At 56.3% G+C, this 15,402-nt stretch carries 17 protein-coding genes and 2 pseudogenes; 12 read left to right on the plus strand and 7 right to left on the minus strand.

Annotated elements, in window-relative coordinates; translation table 11 throughout:
• Window positions 1-558 precede the first annotated feature (558 nt).
• The 3 genes and pseudogenes from B9A15_RS13890 to B9A15_RS23870 form a co-directional block, all read left to right on the plus strand.
• Window positions 559-1,167 carry a YrbL family protein gene (locus B9A15_RS13890; RefSeq protein ID WP_280173804.1) on the plus strand — a complete coding sequence of 203 codons (609 nt, stop codon included), beginning with the start codon at window positions 559-561 and terminating at the stop codon, window positions 1,165-1,167.
• Between the two features lie 199 nt (window positions 1,168-1,366).
• Window positions 1,367-1,780 (plus strand): thermonuclease family protein, encoded by a 414-nt coding sequence (locus B9A15_RS13895; RefSeq protein WP_139798389.1) that lies wholly within the window; start codon window positions 1,367-1,369, stop codon window positions 1,778-1,780.
• A 63-nt stretch (window positions 1,781-1,843) separates the two neighbouring features.
• Window positions 1,844-2,226, plus strand: a pseudogene (locus tag B9A15_RS23870) (hypothetical protein); the annotation flags it as partial.
• A 106-nt stretch (window positions 2,227-2,332) separates the two neighbouring features.
• On the opposite strand, the gene B9A15_RS22605 reads toward B9A15_RS23870, so the two are convergent.
• Window positions 2,333-2,914, minus strand: a complete 582-nt coding sequence (locus B9A15_RS22605) for a hypothetical protein (protein ID WP_139798390.1) — start codon at window positions 2,912-2,914, stop codon at window positions 2,333-2,335.
• 534 nt (window positions 2,915-3,448) lie between these two features.
• Here B9A15_RS22605 and B9A15_RS23405 point away from each other — a divergent pair.
• The 3 genes and pseudogenes from B9A15_RS23405 to B9A15_RS13905 all read left to right on the plus strand — a co-directional run.
• A pseudogene (locus B9A15_RS23405) lies at window positions 3,449-3,621 on the plus strand (IS256 family transposase); the annotation flags it as partial.
• Between the two features lie 146 nt (window positions 3,622-3,767).
• Entirely contained in the window at window positions 3,768-4,037 is a 270-nt protein-coding gene (locus B9A15_RS13900) for a hypothetical protein (RefSeq protein WP_084410765.1), read from the plus strand.
• A complete protein-coding gene (locus B9A15_RS13905; protein ID WP_084410767.1) occupies window positions 4,034-4,258 on the plus strand; it encodes a hypothetical protein in 225 nt (74 codons plus the stop codon). Before B9A15_RS13900 ends, B9A15_RS13905 begins: the two co-directional genes overlap by 4 nt.
• Before the next feature lie 118 nt (window positions 4,259-4,376).
• Here the strand turns inward: B9A15_RS13905 and B9A15_RS13910 are convergent, their stop codons facing one another.
• A complete protein-coding gene (locus B9A15_RS13910) occupies window positions 4,377-6,326 on the minus strand; it encodes a VCBS domain-containing protein (RefSeq protein WP_170923299.1) in 1,950 nt (649 codons plus the stop codon).
• Window positions 6,327-6,758: 432 nt separating this feature from the next.
• The gene (locus B9A15_RS13915; RefSeq protein WP_084410771.1) at window positions 6,759-6,962 is read right to left on the minus strand and encodes a hypothetical protein; all 204 of its coding nucleotides are present in this window, start codon (window positions 6,960-6,962) and stop codon (window positions 6,759-6,761) included.
• Between the two features lie 107 nt (window positions 6,963-7,069).
• On the opposite strand from B9A15_RS13915, the gene B9A15_RS13920 reads away from it, so the two are divergent.
• Entirely contained in the window at window positions 7,070-7,729 is a 660-nt protein-coding gene (locus B9A15_RS13920) for an SOS response-associated peptidase (RefSeq protein WP_084410773.1), read from the plus strand.
• A gap of 99 nt (window positions 7,730-7,828) precedes the next feature.
• Here B9A15_RS13920 and B9A15_RS13925 read toward each other — a convergent pair whose 3' ends face one another.
• The 3 genes from B9A15_RS13925 to B9A15_RS13940 all read right to left on the minus strand — a co-directional run bounded on the left by B9A15_RS13925 (window position 7,829) and on the right by B9A15_RS13940 (window position 10,377).
• Window positions 7,829-9,010: a PAN domain-containing protein gene (locus B9A15_RS13925; protein ID WP_170923300.1), complete on the minus strand. Its 1,182-nt coding sequence runs from the start codon at window positions 9,008-9,010 to the stop codon at window positions 7,829-7,831.
• 111 nt (window positions 9,011-9,121) lie between these two features.
• Window positions 9,122-10,135 (minus strand): winged helix-turn-helix domain-containing protein, encoded by a 1,014-nt coding sequence (locus B9A15_RS23410; protein ID WP_244556956.1) that lies wholly within the window; start codon window positions 10,133-10,135, stop codon window positions 9,122-9,124.
• Window positions 10,132-10,377: a helix-turn-helix domain-containing protein gene (locus tag B9A15_RS13940; RefSeq protein ID WP_084410777.1), complete on the minus strand. Its 246-nt coding sequence runs from the start codon at window positions 10,375-10,377 to the stop codon at window positions 10,132-10,134. Before B9A15_RS13940 ends, B9A15_RS23410 begins: the two co-directional genes overlap by 4 nt.
• Window positions 10,378-10,482: 105 nt before the next feature.
• On the opposite strand from B9A15_RS13940, the gene B9A15_RS13945 reads away from it, so the two are divergent.
• From B9A15_RS13945 to B9A15_RS13965, 5 genes are all read left to right on the plus strand, one after another.
• A complete protein-coding gene (locus tag B9A15_RS13945; RefSeq protein WP_084410779.1) occupies window positions 10,483-10,782 on the plus strand; it encodes a hypothetical protein in 300 nt (99 codons plus the stop codon).
• Between the two features lie 62 nt (window positions 10,783-10,844).
• Entirely contained in the window at window positions 10,845-11,678 is an 834-nt protein-coding gene (locus B9A15_RS13950) for a twin-arginine translocation signal domain-containing protein (protein ID WP_170923301.1), read from the plus strand.
• Window positions 11,675-12,040 (plus strand): hypothetical protein, encoded by a 366-nt coding sequence (locus B9A15_RS13955; protein WP_139798392.1) that lies wholly within the window; start codon window positions 11,675-11,677, stop codon window positions 12,038-12,040. Before B9A15_RS13950 ends, B9A15_RS13955 begins: the two co-directional genes overlap by 4 nt.
• Before the next feature lie 174 nt (window positions 12,041-12,214).
• Entirely contained in the window at window positions 12,215-12,991 is a 777-nt protein-coding gene (locus B9A15_RS13960) for a hypothetical protein (protein WP_139798393.1), read from the plus strand.
• A gap of 265 nt (window positions 12,992-13,256) precedes the next feature.
• Window positions 13,257-14,564, plus strand: coding sequence for a DUF4214 domain-containing protein (locus tag B9A15_RS13965; RefSeq protein WP_084410787.1), 1,308 nt, complete (start codon window positions 13,257-13,259; stop codon window positions 14,562-14,564).
• A gap of 171 nt (window positions 14,565-14,735) precedes the next feature.
• Here the strand turns inward: B9A15_RS13965 and B9A15_RS13970 are convergent, their stop codons facing one another.
• Complete coding sequence (locus B9A15_RS13970; RefSeq protein WP_084410789.1) at window positions 14,736-15,104, minus strand: tudor domain-containing protein; 369 nt, start codon at window positions 15,102-15,104, stop codon at window positions 14,736-14,738.
• Between the last annotated feature and the right edge of the window lie 298 nt (window positions 15,105-15,402).

A 15,402-nucleotide genomic window follows, 5' to 3' on the forward strand; every position in this document is an offset into this window, starting at 1 on the left:
CGATTAATATATCTCCGTAATATTCATTCCTATGTGGACAGCATTAGTTAATTGGCTGTAGCTTCTTGAACGAGATCGCGTTCTTTTAGTGAGTGAATTTCCTCACTTTCGTACGCGCTTCAGAGCGCATTGGCTATACTGAGCGGTTTATCCAAGCGCTGAACGAGGCCCTCCTCTAGGCTCGATGGTTGAAGACCATTGAAGAACCGCGAAAAGCCCTGCTGGAATTCGAGAGAACCTACACTGAGCAGTGGAACATCGCGCGCCATCGGCACAGCCACCAGCAGCCATGAGACAAGGGCAGAAGTTCATGATCGCGCATGCTGCTTGAGCTGCAATACCTTCTTACAACCCTTCACCGGGACATCTCTGGCTCGTCGTGAAAGCGCTATCTAGAATGATCGATACGACTTGGTTGATTGACTTCCAGAATTGTGAAATTTTGTTCTTTCGCAAGGGCTTCAGCTCAAATATGACATGACCGATGAAAGCGGTCAGCCCGCCGGAGTACAGACATCAGACCGCCTGCGAACTTGCTCAAGCGATTGAGCCCTGTCCGTGTCCCACATATTTCAGGTTTCCTATCGGCAAAAAGACCTGCGTTACGCAGGCGCCGGGATGGAACGGGACGTCTACCACATAGCGTCCTCGCCAGGGCTACTCGCGAAAGTGGTCAAGCCTGGGAAGGGCGAAGCTGATCTGGCCTGCTTCCGAGAATTTCGAGCGTACCGAAATGCTGGTTGGCCGGTCGCGCCGATCCCGAAACTATATGGCACTCAGGTCACCGAATTTGGGAAAGCGCAGATCGTTGATGCGATCCTCTCGCCCGACGGCGAGCTTGGTCCAACGCTATATGAAGTTGCGGAATCCGGCGCACTGACGGAGCGACACCTCATGGATTTGAACGCCTTTGTGGATGCGGTCTACCGGTTGCGGCTGACCGCCTTCCGCTTCGCGCCACAGAACGTCGTTTTCGGCACGAGGTTCAGCGATCGTCGGAGCGGGTTCTTCATCGTCGATGGATTTGGCGATCGCCAAAGGTTCTCGCGGAAAGAGCTCTTTGCCCGAAAGAGGTCTCGTTACCTCGACGATGCAATGAGGCGCATCGAAATGCGGATCGGTCTGCCGTGGGATCCCATGGCTCGGACATTCTCGAACGTCAAATAGGATCATAGGTCAGGCATATCATTCCCATCCCATGCATCGAGGCTCTGGGCACCGTGCGGCCCTATGAAACCGGAGCGGCATCCATCTCGCGGGTAATGATCTATGCACGTCTGGCGACCGCCCTGGAGGCCCGGCAAGCAGCATAGGCGTTTCCAGCTTCAGCGACTTCACTTTTCAAGCGAGCCTCTACCTCAGTCCCATGAACCAACCTCTTCTGATCGCAACCCTCCTCTTGCTTTTCGCTACCGGGGCCCAAGCCATCCCCGTCTGTGAAGGCGGCGATAGAGCTGCACGCAAACTGACCTGCATCGTCGATGGTGACACCGGCTGGGAGCGCGGCACCAAGTGGCGCATGGCAGGCGTCGACACGCCCGAGATGGCCGGCCATGCCGAGTGCTCGCGAGAGGCTGACCTTGCCATTCAGGCTCGCGATCGGCTGCGGCAACTCATGGACGGCGGCTACCGGATCGAGGACAGTGGCGAGACCGGCCGATATGGGCGCGATCTCGTGAAGGTTCGGCTGTCCGACGGTCGAGACGCCGGCCAAGTGCTGATCAACGAAGGTCTGAGCCAGCCCTGGCCGAACGATGGCAATAAGTGGTGCGGGCGCTGATATTGCAGAGAACACCTATTTCGTCGTCCAGGCGTTCGAGAAGGAGGGCAAGCGCCTTCTCCCAACGCAGCCTACGTTATCGAGGCGAGCGACAACTTCCTGCCCGTCCGCCTGAAGCTATGGCTTGGACAGGCCTTTGCCCTGTCGCATCAGATTACCGAGGCGGCCGCCTCGACCATCGCTGCTAAGAGGAGAGCGTTGAAGCGAAGTCTGGCCGATATTCTCACGACGCCGACGGCGTGCGATCTGTCGGCGACCCCTCAGCGCAAAGGTCACGAATGGCTATCGTTCGCGCTGGGCCGCCGATGGCGAGGCTGACGTGCGAACCGGTGTTGATACGGCGAAGCTGTAGGCCAAGGCCAACCCATTCGCCACGATCTTCTCGACCATCAGCACTTGCGTCGGCGCCGAAATACGGGGTGGGTAATTACGACGTCGACATCTGAACCGTCGTCGAAACCGCCTGACTTCCAACCGGCGCCAATCCTTTCCATACAATTCGTCAGACCGTTGAAGCCTGAACCATCAAGGCGGGAAACGGAGAGTGGGCAATTACCCTAATAACACGACAGCTATCAGCTCACCGCCAACTTTCTGCACCTCTTCTTTCAATTTCCTCGCGTCGACTATAGCGCTACGCGCAGCATCATCTACTATGTCTTGAATTCGATCGAAGTTCGATGTTTCACTATAGTTAGCTATCACAACAATACTGAAACGACGGCGAAAATCCCCTATTGGAATGCGAAAATCATATTTGGCCTCGCGTCTATCGTACAATCGTTTTCCATCCCCCCTTCCTCTAGCTCGGCATCTTGTTTCCCATTCTGTAACGATACGATTGGTGCGCTGAGCTGTTGTTTCAACGATTGCGATGTAAGCGTTTCCCTTCGTTTGACCGCCCCAATTTTTGACGCACTGAAAGCGCAGCTTCACCCGCGTACCTGCACCACCTATGTCATACAGATAGGCATAGGCCGATATGCCCCTATTGCGGCGACCCTTGCGAAAAATCTCGTTGCTTTTCGCTCTACTTGCACCAACGTCTATTTGGGTGGAGCTGCTATCTGGAACGACACATCCAGACAACGAAACAGCGGCAGCCGTCAGAAGAGATAAAACAATCTTTCGCATCGGCCATTCCTTTTTGGGACTCCCTACCATTGAAGATAGATCCATAATTTACCTAAGGTCAATCGCTTCGATTGCAGAAATTCACATCGAAAGCGTTCTCCTTGCAGAGTGCCTCCGGTGGTTAGGCCAAAAGGACAAGGTGTCGTCATGGTTTGCTCGCCAATATGGACATGAAGCCGAATTAGAGCTCTTAGTTTTTTTGCCTTGTGGGTTGTGCCCTGCCGCTAGTCCTTGAGCTTCATGAACAGGCACTCGACCAGATTGCGCCATCTGTACTTCGCTGCGTCATGAAACTGCGGAGTGACCCGGCTCCGCCTAGCCGGAATGGCTGTTTCAATGTTCGCCTCTTGTTGTTGTCCGCGGTTCGCGGCTAAGTCGTATCCCATGTCGCCGAGCCGCGCCTCGGGTCCGAGTTAGCGTGCGAGCACGTTGTGTAATCTCACAGGCGCTGCCGGTGTGATCGGGGGTGGCTATCGAGGTGTATGATCGAGGTGGAGTTTTGCAACTTCAACCGCGAACCATAGGAAGGCCCCGATGACCAAGACCAGCATGGACCTTTCCGAGCTTCTGGCAAAGCACGACCAGGGCGGCTTCCTGCGCAACATCGCCGAGGCGGTCTTGCAACTTCTATGGGGGCCGACGTCGAAGGCCTCATCGGCGCCGGACGCCATGAACGCAGCGGCGATCGGGCAAGCCGAGCGCGAGGCCAAGCGGTTCGCGGGCGTGGTCGCTTTCCGCCAAATCGCGGACGACGAGACCGGCGAAGTTCTCGACGAGCCTATGATCCTTGCCCGGCACGGCGAATTGCCGTCGAATATGGCTGATGAGTGATCGGATCAGGAGGCCCGGAAAGATGCTGTCGTTCATCCGCCGCTTGAAAGACGCGCGAGCCCGCAAGCGCGCCGAGATGGAAGCGTCTGAGGACGAAGCCGCAGCGATGATCCACCGCCTCGGCAATCCTGCACCGGCGTGGGAAGAGGCGCGGTTGCGGCAGCGTGCCCACCGAGACCAGGGACAGAAGGCACAGGCTGATCACTGGCACCGGGTCCGCATGGCAATTGAGAAGCGCAACGGCTCCTATGAGCGGCCCGATTATGCGACGAGGATGCTGGAGCCAGATTGACCGCCGCCTATCCAGACGACACGCTCGGCCATCTGCGCGCTCTCGGTATGGGGCTCAACTCTCACGGCGATAACTGCACCTATTCCGAGCTCGTGGGACATACGCTGATCAACGGGTACGGTCAGGCAAAAATCTATATCCCGCAGGAGTGGCCACTGAAGTGCACGAGATGCTGCTCGCCTGACATTGTCGTGATGGTCAAAACGAATCTGATGGGCTGACTGCAGAAAGGTCCGCCGCACCACTTAAGGCACGGCGGCTATATTCTATTCGTCGAATCGCACTAACGTAAATACTTCTGGCCGCGCACACAAACACTTCTGCTCGTTCGGTAGTTGATTAAAATCCGATATTAAACGATACAGTAGAGTTCTCTTCGAAATAAGCACCTTTCCAATTCACATATATATTGTCTTCCTCAACAATTACACCGATAAGTCCTTCATATTTACCGATAACGTCAACTTTTTTGAACGAATCTATTTGATCATATTTATCATAAATATGGAAACCATTGAATTCCGCATCAGGATTCCAGCCCAGAGCGTAATCGAATATTACATCGAAGCTGTGACCTTTGAAATCTATCTTGTAGTATTCAGCGCCATTTCCCAACGCATTATTTCCAATCTCAATATTGCCACTGGAAACAATAAAATCTCTTGTCACCCCGTAGTATATCGTTGAGCTATTTGGATAGAGATACTCATAAGTCACCGTCTTACCAAGAAGCGGATCAGCGACACCTGCAACTGTGACGTTTAGGATCGCGCTAGCCAATCCCCCGTGTTCGTCAGACACGGAATAGGTAATTTCCACTTCCGCAGTTTCACCTACTTCGAGCGTACTGTAGGCGGTACCTGGATCATAGAGAATCTTGCCCTCTGAGGTCACGCTCACTGTACCCTGTCCATTGTTAGTAATTTGAGCGCCGATCAGGGAGAGCGTGTCGTTCGAGTCGGGATCGGTATCGTTGTCGAGCACATTGATTGTAATAGCCGTGTCTTCGTCCGTCATCGCAGTATCGGAGACGGCAATGGGGTCATCGTTCGCTCCAGCAATACGTACTACGAGCTTCTCCGTCGCCGTTCCGTCTTTGGAAACGACATCGATCGAATCCTCGACAACTTGCCCGGTATTCAGCGATTGAACGACCGCATCGTCATTTGCTAACGAGTATGTCCAGATGCCATCGGACGCAACGCTGAAAGCGCCGTAAGTTGCCACCAAGTTCTCGATGGATTGAAATTCATCTTCTCCAACATCTGGGTCAGCAATCGTTAGAATACCTCCGGCAACAAGTACGCCATCCTCAGTCACCGCGCCGGACATTTCGCCGGAGATCGCGGCCGGATCGTTCGTGTTAGCAACTGTGAAGTTGACTATCTGCGAGGCACTTGCGCCATGCGGATCGCTCGCAGTGATAACGATTTCCAAGCTGCCGACGTCATCGTTACTAGGAATTCCGGCGAATACGCCCGTGTCAGCGTCGAAGCTCAGCCAAGCTGGCAGAGCGCTCCCATCAGCCAATGACGCCTTGAGTGAGAGAACTTCACGATCTGCGTCAGTGAATGCGTCATCTGGCAGTTTGAACGTGAATTCGTCATCCTCATTGGCAGTCTGGTCAGGGACTTCAGCGCCGGCGACCGGTGGGTGGTTTACAGGCTGGCCGCCGCCGATGACGTTACCGCCACCGCCACTGCCGTTAGTGCGCAGCGAGTCGGCGCTGCCCGGCTCGTCGATCCGACCGTCCTGCACATCAGCATAGTATGCACGGAGGGCAGCGCCAATGTCACCTTGGACCTCGGTTGAGCCAATGAAAGTCGAGGTGAAATTTCCGGCTTGAATTGAACCCGATTGCAGAGCGCTGAGCCAGAATTGGTACCCAGCATCATCTGGCACGCGGCCTAGGATATTAGTGTAGAAGAGATTGACCAGATCCTCATTGGTCGGGTTCGCACCAATACCAGGGTTGACCTCGGCGAATTCGCTTGTCGTCACGAAGCTTTCGATGAGGTCCCGGAAGGTCAGTGAACCACTCTGAATGGCTGCGGTCCAGAATTCAAGCCCGGCGGGTTCGGGCGTTCGCTCAAGGAATGCTTGATAAAGCCCGATGATCGGAAGCACGATTGTCTGAAGTTCGACCGCGGCGTCAGTATCAGCAATACTTGCTTCGAACGTTGCTTCACCGTTGCGGCTTATCATCTCGACGCCGGCATCGAGCTCGGCGGAAGTTGGATCGCGCAGAAGGAGCCTCTGGTAAACGCCAGCGACGAAGTCGGTTTCCATCTTTTGTTGACCTTGAAAGAGCCGCCACATAGCGGCAGCCGGACAAGGCACTGAAATGTTGAAAGCCGCAATAGTGTTTTAAACATTCAGTTAAGATACGTATCGCATGCACCCTTCTTCACACATAAATAGCGTATGGTTGCGAAGAAGAACCCCCGTCATTTGTCACATACCGATCGTCGCGAAATGATTTTCTAGATAGCAATCTGCCCACTACTGGTGACTACGGGTACATGCGAAATCCGACAGACGAACAGGAAATAGCCGGCTATTAATTTTTAACTCGAAGAACCTGCGCTTACACATGCGCAGAGGGTCGAATTAGATTTATCGATCGCCGACTTCGCCCGGCATACGGTTCTTCTGATCCACATCGGTTTGTTTATCACTCGCTACCGCGCTTCCCCATCCAGCGCGCCTGTCGAAAGCTGCTCATAGCCGCTCCGGCGGCCATCGCTTCATGATGCGTGCACCGTGCCGCAGAATGAAACCATCATAGGGCTCATGCATCGTGATCGCGTGAAACAAACGCTTCGCCCATCCAAGATCGGTAAGCTCGGCGAAGACCTCATCGCGCAGATCCCCATCCTTCAGAACGCGCTCAATGATGAATCTCTGCTCGGTTCGTCGCGCCATTTGTTCCCACTCCGTTCACGCTGCGCATATGACGTGATAGGCAGGAGTCGGCAAGCCGCCGATAAACTGGCTACTTTGGGGTGGCCGGCCCAGTGAGGTCGATGGACATGTGCAATCTTTATTCCATTACCAAAGGCCAGCAGGCGATCCGAGAGTTCACAAAGGCAACGCGAGACCGCGCCGGCAACCTGCCTCCTCTTCCAGGCGTCTTCCCTGACTATGAAGCGCCCATCGTTCGCACCGCCGACGATGGTGAGCGCGAACTGACGATGATGCGCTGGGGCATGCCAAGCCCGCAATTCGCCCTCAAGGGCAAGAAGACCGACAGTGGGGTGACGAACATCCGCAACACGAAAAGCCCCCATTGGCGCCGGTGGCTTTCGCCCGAACATCGATGCGTCGTGCCTTTCACCTCGTTCAGCGAATACGAGACCGTGGACGGCAAGAAGGTGCCGATCTGGTTTGCTCTATCGGACGATAGACCCTTAGCCGTCTTCGCCGGCATATGGACGAATTGGACGAGCGTGCGAAAGGTGAAAGAAGGCGAGATCAACGCCGATCTTTTCGGCTTCCTCACGTCCGAGCCGAACAAGGAGGTCGGCGCCATTCATCCGAAAGCCATGCCGGTAATCCTTACGGAAACCCATGAGATTGATACGTGGATGCGCGCAGATTGGAACGAGGTGAAGGCGCTACAGCGGCCGCTGCCCGATGGTGCATTGACGATCGTGGCCAAGGGTGAGCGTCGCGATCCGCCGTCCGACTGATATTCGTTACCATTGTGCAAGACGCCGATAGGTATCGCGTGATCGGGCACGAAAAGGGGCCACGCAATAACGAACCTCCGACTTTACCCCATCACACCGCTAATCCAGCGGGACGTGAGTGGGGGCAAAAGTTGAAGCCGACTTTAGTCCGGTCACTGCGCCCGACATGGCCCGTACGTTGCCGACAGCGCCCTTCAGCCAGCACTGCTTTTTGGTTCTAACAAACGTGAATGCCGCGCAGTTGGCTTCGTTCACACATGCCATTCGGCAGGCAAATTCCGTTTCGGCCCCGCCCCATGGCCGTGAGGAGAGGTCGAAACCAAGAATGTCGCGGTTTTCGTAGAGGCTGGTATGGGGATCAATCGTGCCAAAGGTGTACGTTGATGCATTCGGCTCCAAACGGCTCAACAAACGACCGGAGATGGCCGCAGAGTTGCCATCCAGGTCACCTTGAGCGCTCTTGAGGAAGCAGTTCGGTCCGCGCGACATTCGAGTCATTGTATTGAACGTAAATGCTCGACACGAGCTGTCCGAAAGGCATGCACGTGCGCAACTAGGCGCGTCGGGCTCAGACCGCATTGATAGGTCGCGACCCAGAAAATCTAATCCTTCGTAGAGCGCTATCCGGTCTATCTGGTCAAAGCTGGATTGTGGGTCCTCCCGCGCAGCCGGAGCGGAGGGAGAACCCGCAATGTCACCTCCATATGCCAGCGCATCGGACGTCGGCCGTTCAGAGTTGGTTGTGACCCTATAGTCAGCCATTTCCTGACTGGTAAGGTACCTCATATCAGAACTGTCGATCGTAAGGCTTAGTTGGAGAAGTCGTATATCGGCGCCCATCGCGGAAATGTACGCCATGATCGCGGAAATTCCGTGCTGAATGTCAGCGACGGCTTGGCCGGCATCGACGCCTTGATATGAGGCAAAGGACGACCGATGCACGCCGATTGAGCCTGATTCAGCGTAGCGCTCCACGCCACCTAGAAATGCGAGTGCGCATGCCGAGGCACATTCGGCCGCCCGAATTTGGACAGAGGACAGGCCTAGCAATCGTATGGTGTTACCGAATTTCATCGATGCAACTACGTTCCCGCCAGGGGAATCAAAAGTCACGACTTTTGCCCCGGTCGAAGCAACGGCTTGCACAAGGGCCGCAGGGTCATCGTTTATCTCGAAAGCGCCTTTGAGAATGAGGAACGTGTTTCCATCATCCATCGCTATCGGACTGACGGTGATCGCCTCCGCGCGCGTTACGAATAGGACAACGAGCACGCCCAGCATTGCCTGAAGCCAGAATCTCATAGATGTCACCAAATGAGCCTTTCAGGCGACTATGATCTCCACGACACGCGCTAAAAGTCTATCGAAATCATACCGTTTTGCGACTAAGGGTTACCGAGCGTGATCGCGTTGAACAGGGTGCTTTTTCCGCCAAGTGTTCACGGTCTGCGGGCTGACGCCAATGCGCCGCGCAATCTCGCGATCGGACAATTCGGGGTGAGTGTCCAACATGGACAGGACCGTGGCCTGCTTGACAGCATTCGTTCGGCGCGTGGTAATCGGTTGTAGCGCCGATCGAGTGAATGCTCGACGCAGAATGCCGAAATCGGCCTCAATGCGATCTAAGAATGGATCGTCGCGTTCGGTTGGATCGAGCCACTGTCGCTCGAATTCATAGCGCTTCCAGTTGAAGCGCGCCTGGATATCATCCAGTGAAGTTGCAGGCCGCCCTTCGTTCAATTCACGTTCGAGGAAACGAATTCGTATCTCGACCTCGACGTAATGGCTCCATTCGCCACAGAACAAGCCGCGATCCAGCCGCAACTGGTCCCACTCCTTCACCTCACGCAATGCATCGTCCAATTTGGACGGCCACGGATAGGCTTCGATTATCGCCCTCCTCACGGCTGGCGTAATCTCCTGTTCCTTCCAGAGAATACCGGCATCCATACCGTCGAGCGTGCTGGCATATCGGTGGCGCGTCCCGTCGGGATCGGTCCAGTACTCCCATGTCGCGAAGGGCTCGATTGCAGCGTCGAGCGCAATCTCGCTCATCGTCCGAGCGAAGAGGAATTCTTCCGAGCCATGCTGTTCCAAGACAGCAGCGCGACGAACATCATCTCTCGCCTTCCTTTCGGCTTTCTCTCGGGCGCGCTCTGCCTTCCAACCCGGCTCCTTCTCCTCCATCCAGTCGTCGAATCCGTCGAAAAAGCTGGCGGGCTTCGGGGTAGTCGCCATGTCCAAATTGGACACGGCCTCTTGAAGCGTCATGCCGGCCTTTGCCGCCATCGTCTCAGCACGATGTTTCGCGGCCGCCCGTTCGCCTTCGGTCGCACCATCGCGCATGAGGGCGCAGACCTTCTGGAATTTGGTGGTGTCCAATTTGGACGCGGTTCGTGTGGTCAATCGTGGTGCTCCTTGCGCATCCGAACACCTGGACCGCCACCATTCTGGGGGATGAATTCTATCCCACCAGCTTCGAGCGCTCGTCTTATCGCGGCGATCGTACTGCTATGGCCGTTCAGTTCCCCATCCTGACTCTCTAGACGCTTGACAGTCGGCTCAGACACACCAGCAGCCTCGGCCACCGCCTTCTGAGTCATCCCAAGCATTGATCTTGCCCCCCTGAGCTGGCGCCCTGTCAGCAAAATGATCCCCCTCCATAAAAAAATGATCTCTCAGGGATTGATATGAGTGATCCTTGCGCATATATTTAATCCCATAGGGATCAAAATCAATAGGAGGCTGATTGAATGTTCGACCGCCGCGCTATCATGCAAGACGCCTGGGCTCGCTATCGGATCGAGCGTGCTGGTTTCTCGAAGTTCTCGCAGGCTGCCTTTCGTCGCTGCCTTCTTCAGGCATGGGAAAAGGCGAAGTTCCGGGCGCGCTACGCCAACCAATCGCCAGTGCTGGGTGGTCCAGTCGATCATCGGACGGACGCGCAGCGCCAGATGGATGAGCGCATCGACGCGCTGAAATACCTGTCCGCTCGCTACGACATCGCCGCGATGGAACGGTCCATCCGTGCTGAATACGCCCGCGCCGCCTGAGCGCCGGCACCTGATCCCTGCGCAAGCGGGAAATCTTCACCCCACTGAAAATGGAGAGACCCATGAGAACGACCCCCAACGGGCCGAACGGCGAAGCTATGTCCGGCATCACGCGCCGCCGCTTTTTAGCCTCGACCGCTGCCGGCGCCGCTGTTGCCGCTCCCGCTGTCGCGCTGGCATTGCAGAAGCAGACCGACGATCTCGTCCGGATGGCCGAGGCGATCGAACGTCACCGCGCCATCAATGCCGAGTTGACCGAAGCTGCGACCCTGGCCGATCGCACGCATGAGGAAACCGAGAGGCAAGCCCAAGAGAACCCTTTCCCATATGAGACGAGCGTTGGGCGTTTCGCCTATCCCGAGACTGACGAGAAGGCATATCGGAAATCTCGCTTTGGCGACTTCATCCCCGCTGTGATCTGCGACGCCGATGAACGGCGCACCCGAGACGTTTTTGATCAGTACGGCAGTTATTCCGACGCCGAGATGAATAGCCCGGACTTTCCGTCCATCCGTGCGGAGCGCAGGGCAAAATTCGATGACGGCATGGCGAACGCCAAGGCCGTATACGACGCCGATGTTGCGGCCCTTCGTGAAGCCGAGCGCAAATACGAAGACCTCTTTGAGAGGGCGAACATCGCTGAGATGGACGAGCGGACGAATGTCCTTCTCGAAGAAGAGCGGTCGGCATGGGCGGTTCTGATCAAGACCCCTGCGGCCACGCCTGAAGCGGGTCGGCTGAAGGTCGATTATGTCCTGACGGTGAAATCCTATTTCCCTCACGACGATCGCCTCCGCCTGCTCCTCTCCTCCGACCTGAATGAGAAAAGGGCTGACGCCGGGGACTCTGGACTGGCAGTGCTACTCAATTCGCTCTGTGCGGGAGGTGCGGCATGAACCGGCGCAATCTTCTCACTGGTGCGGGAACAGTGACACTCGCCGCCGCCCTTCCCATTCCCGAAGCGGTTGCTGCCACCCTCGACCCGGCATCGGCGTTCGTCCGGCGCTATCTTGCGGCTCACGCCTACGTCGATGGCCGCCACCATGAGACAGACGAGGAGCTTCATCAGGACTGCGCCGAATTTCTCGACCCAGTTTACGAAGAGCTTATTGACGCAATGCCGGTTCCGACGACTGACGCCGGCTTATACGACGTTATCCGCCCTATGAATTGGCAAGACATGTCGATGAACCCGGATGGGATTGAAGCACTGGCGGCTGCGGCTTTGACCTATATTGATGGGAGGGTCGAGAAATGAGACGTAAAAGCCTCACGGTCGGGTCGATTGATAAATCGACGCCCATTATGAGCTCATGCGCTCGAATTGTCGGCGTCGCCGATCGGCCTCCGCGTCGGGCCGTTCACGCCGAGCGAAGCCTCACGGAAGGCGGCAGACGCGTGGCGCCGGGTGCAAAGCGGCAAGCCGATTGGGGTGCCTGTCATTCACAAGATCGACGAAGCGGCCGCAGCCGCAGCCATCGGCCAGGCGCTCGGGACGATGAGCGCCAAGACGTCCGAAGCGGCAATGATGCTCAAAGGCATGTTCGGCTTCACCACGGGTCCGACGGTGGACACCTCGTCGATCGACGCGGCCACCGGCAAGGCCGCGATCGCCAGACCGGCGATGCACGAGGCCCTGTCCGTCTCAGCGACCGTTCAGGTGATCAGCGGCTCGATCGACGCCGCGATCGGCAAGGCCAACGCTCTCCGCCAGGCGCTGGCCGGCCTCGGCGCCGCGACCGGCGGGCTTCGATCCGGTGGCGCAGGGAAGCCAAAATTCGCCGGCTCGGCGATCGGTGCGATGGCGAAGGGCTTCGCTACCGGTGGCCATGTCCGAGGACCGGGCACAGGAACGTCCGACAGCATCCTCGCCCGCCTTTCGAACGGCGAGTTCGTCGTCAACGCCAACGCGGCGGCGCAGAACAGGCCCGTTCTGGAAGCGCTGAATCGCGGCCAGCGGTTTCATGACCCGACGACCGCCTTTGTCCGCGAACCGCGTGACGGGGCAAAGTCGGGGCGTGGCGGCCCATCGTTGGCGGGCGCAATCGGCAACACGACCACGCACAACGTCACGCAGCATCACACATGGAACATCAAGTCGACCGATCCGAAGGGTGCGGCCGATGAGATTGGGCGTGTGCACTCTCGTGTGAACCGTCGATCCCTTTCGATTGCGATCGATGGGCGACAAGCACCATGGGAGCGCTGATCGATAATGCTCGCATGGTGCCTTTTACGTTCTCCGTCCCGACATTCAGCCCCGACAAGATCGGTCGGCAGTCGTCGGGTCGGATAACGTTCAAGAAACTGCGAAAATGATGGGCGCTCAAAACTTTCGTTTGACAGCATTACTTTGGGGTAGGCTTATTTTGGCCTCTGACGCGTCCCGCTGAATCTAGGCGGTGCCGTCTCTCGATTTGTCTGAACGGCCTATAGCATTCGCCGTGATCGGCACTGAGCAAAGGATCACAGAGATGGCTTTCAATAACGCGCAGTATCCATTCCTTATTGAGGGTCCGGGAGCGTTGGCTCGTAACCTTGGACAGATCGCAGCCAATCAAACGCTGTCGTTCGATGAATATTTCGATTCTCGGTCGTCGTTCACCGATCGCGCCGACGCGCCCTATGCGGGCGACCCAGATGGACAGGACGCAGCAAGTCTCGGAATTTCTTCGCAGAGCTATTATGTCGAGACACTCGGCGAAACGACCGTGAAGATTTCGCTTGATCCGTTCGAAATCGGGCGCCTTTCTGGAGATGACCATTCCATAATTTTGGTTAATGTCGAAGAACGAGCTTTCGGAGACGCCAACACTGCGAATGAGCCTACGCTCTTTCGATACATCCTCGTGCTTTCCGAGAAAGGGGTAAGCCTCACCTGGCCGAACGATGCCGATGACAATTCCTACGCTCAGGATTATCCGGCAGCCGGTTGGCAAACCCGCTTCCTTCCCGAGGCAGACTCGTTTTCCTTTAAGCTTCCTGCGACCGGGACCTTCGCGGTCGACATTCAGGCCGAGCGCCATGATTTCGATATCGGTGCGGACCTGCCCCGCTACGGCGTGAACTACGATATCGAGTTTTCAGGAAGCGTCCTCATTCAGTCCGGGCTTCTCAACGCAGCGGCAAGACCAGCCTCAGGCGAAGTGAACACGGCGGGCATCTCGTTCGAGACGCAACCGGGAACAAGCGGCAACGATTTAAAAGGGGAGCTGAACAATCCAACACAATTTGACGGCGGCGCTGGTTTTGACACCTATGTGATTGGCGCACCCGCAACCTCATTCACGATGGAAATGCAAGGGACCACAGTCGAATTGTCGGATGGCACCTTTTTCCATCGTCTGATCAACGTCGAGCGCGTCAATTTCTCGAACGGGTTCCTCCGCCTCGACACTGATCGAGGCGAGATAGCAGGTTCTGCGTATCGAACTTACGAAGCGGCCTTCAACCGGACACCAGACAATGACGGCCTGAAATACTGGATCGAGCAGATGGATAGCGGGTTGTCGCTCGATCAGGTTGCGGAAGGCTTCACGCGCTCGTCCGAATTCACAGCGGTCTACGGCGCAAACGTTGCCAATCGAACCTATGTCCAGACGCTCTACCAGAACGTTCTAGATCGCGCGCCAGAGCAGGCAGGGATCGATTTCTGGACTGCAATCCTCGATCGTGGCGATGGCACACGAGCCTCCGTTCTGGCAGATTTCGCCGACAGCGAGGAAAACATTCTCGGTACGTCGGCAGCGACAGATCAAGGTATCTTCATCGTCTACGGATGAGATCAACTGCCTGCCGTGCGCTCGCGCGGAGGCCGGCGGCATAAGGCAACTGACGGTCAGCATTTCACTACCGATTTTCGGAAAGTGAAAACGGCAAACCTAAGCGGTATCCAGACAAACCGCGCTCAGATAGACAGTGTCCTCCAATAAGCGGAGGACACCAATTCAAACTTAACGGCTCCGGCAGCGGCCGGTCTTCGTCGTTTCCTTGTCGCCGTCATCGTAGGCGATCCCGATTCTCTCGCCAGCGAGCGAAGAGATCGTGCCTGGATACCATTGGCCCTGGCCTTGGAAATTGCACTCAACTTCCATGCCGATCATCCAGTCATAGGGACGAACGGCGCCGACCGGCAGCGTCTCGCGATCGCCATCGTCGTATGCAACGGTGATTTTTCCGCCGCTGACCTTTTCCGCGATCCCAGGAAACCAATAGTTCCCGCCTTGATAACGAGCGAGAACCCAGTCGCCTTGCGTCTGAGCTGCGACAGGTGTGCAGAGCGCCGCGATAAGGCCAGCGCCTGCAATGATCCACGACTTCATTTGAAGTGATCCATGGGAGCAACCCTCCCTTGCTCGCGCCGAAGGGCTTTGAGCGTGTGACGCTAAGCAGGTTGCCTTATAGCAAGCAATATGGATTGCTTTGCAGCTACGAAATTCCGTAGCGTTAAACCGTTGCAGGTTTGTGGCCGTTGGCCATTCTTCAAAAATCGGAATGCCCAGTTTTGCCGATCGGGTTCCCGCTTCTAGGCTCAGGACCTATTAATTTCGTTTGAGATGTGATTCACGGTTTCCGAGAAAGGAGGCCGAGATGAGTAATCTGTTTCTGCTGAGCCAGCGC

Source organism: Fulvimarina manganoxydans, assembly GCF_900176465.1.
Taxonomy (GTDB): Bacteria; Pseudomonadota; Alphaproteobacteria; order Rhizobiales; family Rhizobiaceae; genus Fulvimarina; species Fulvimarina manganoxydans.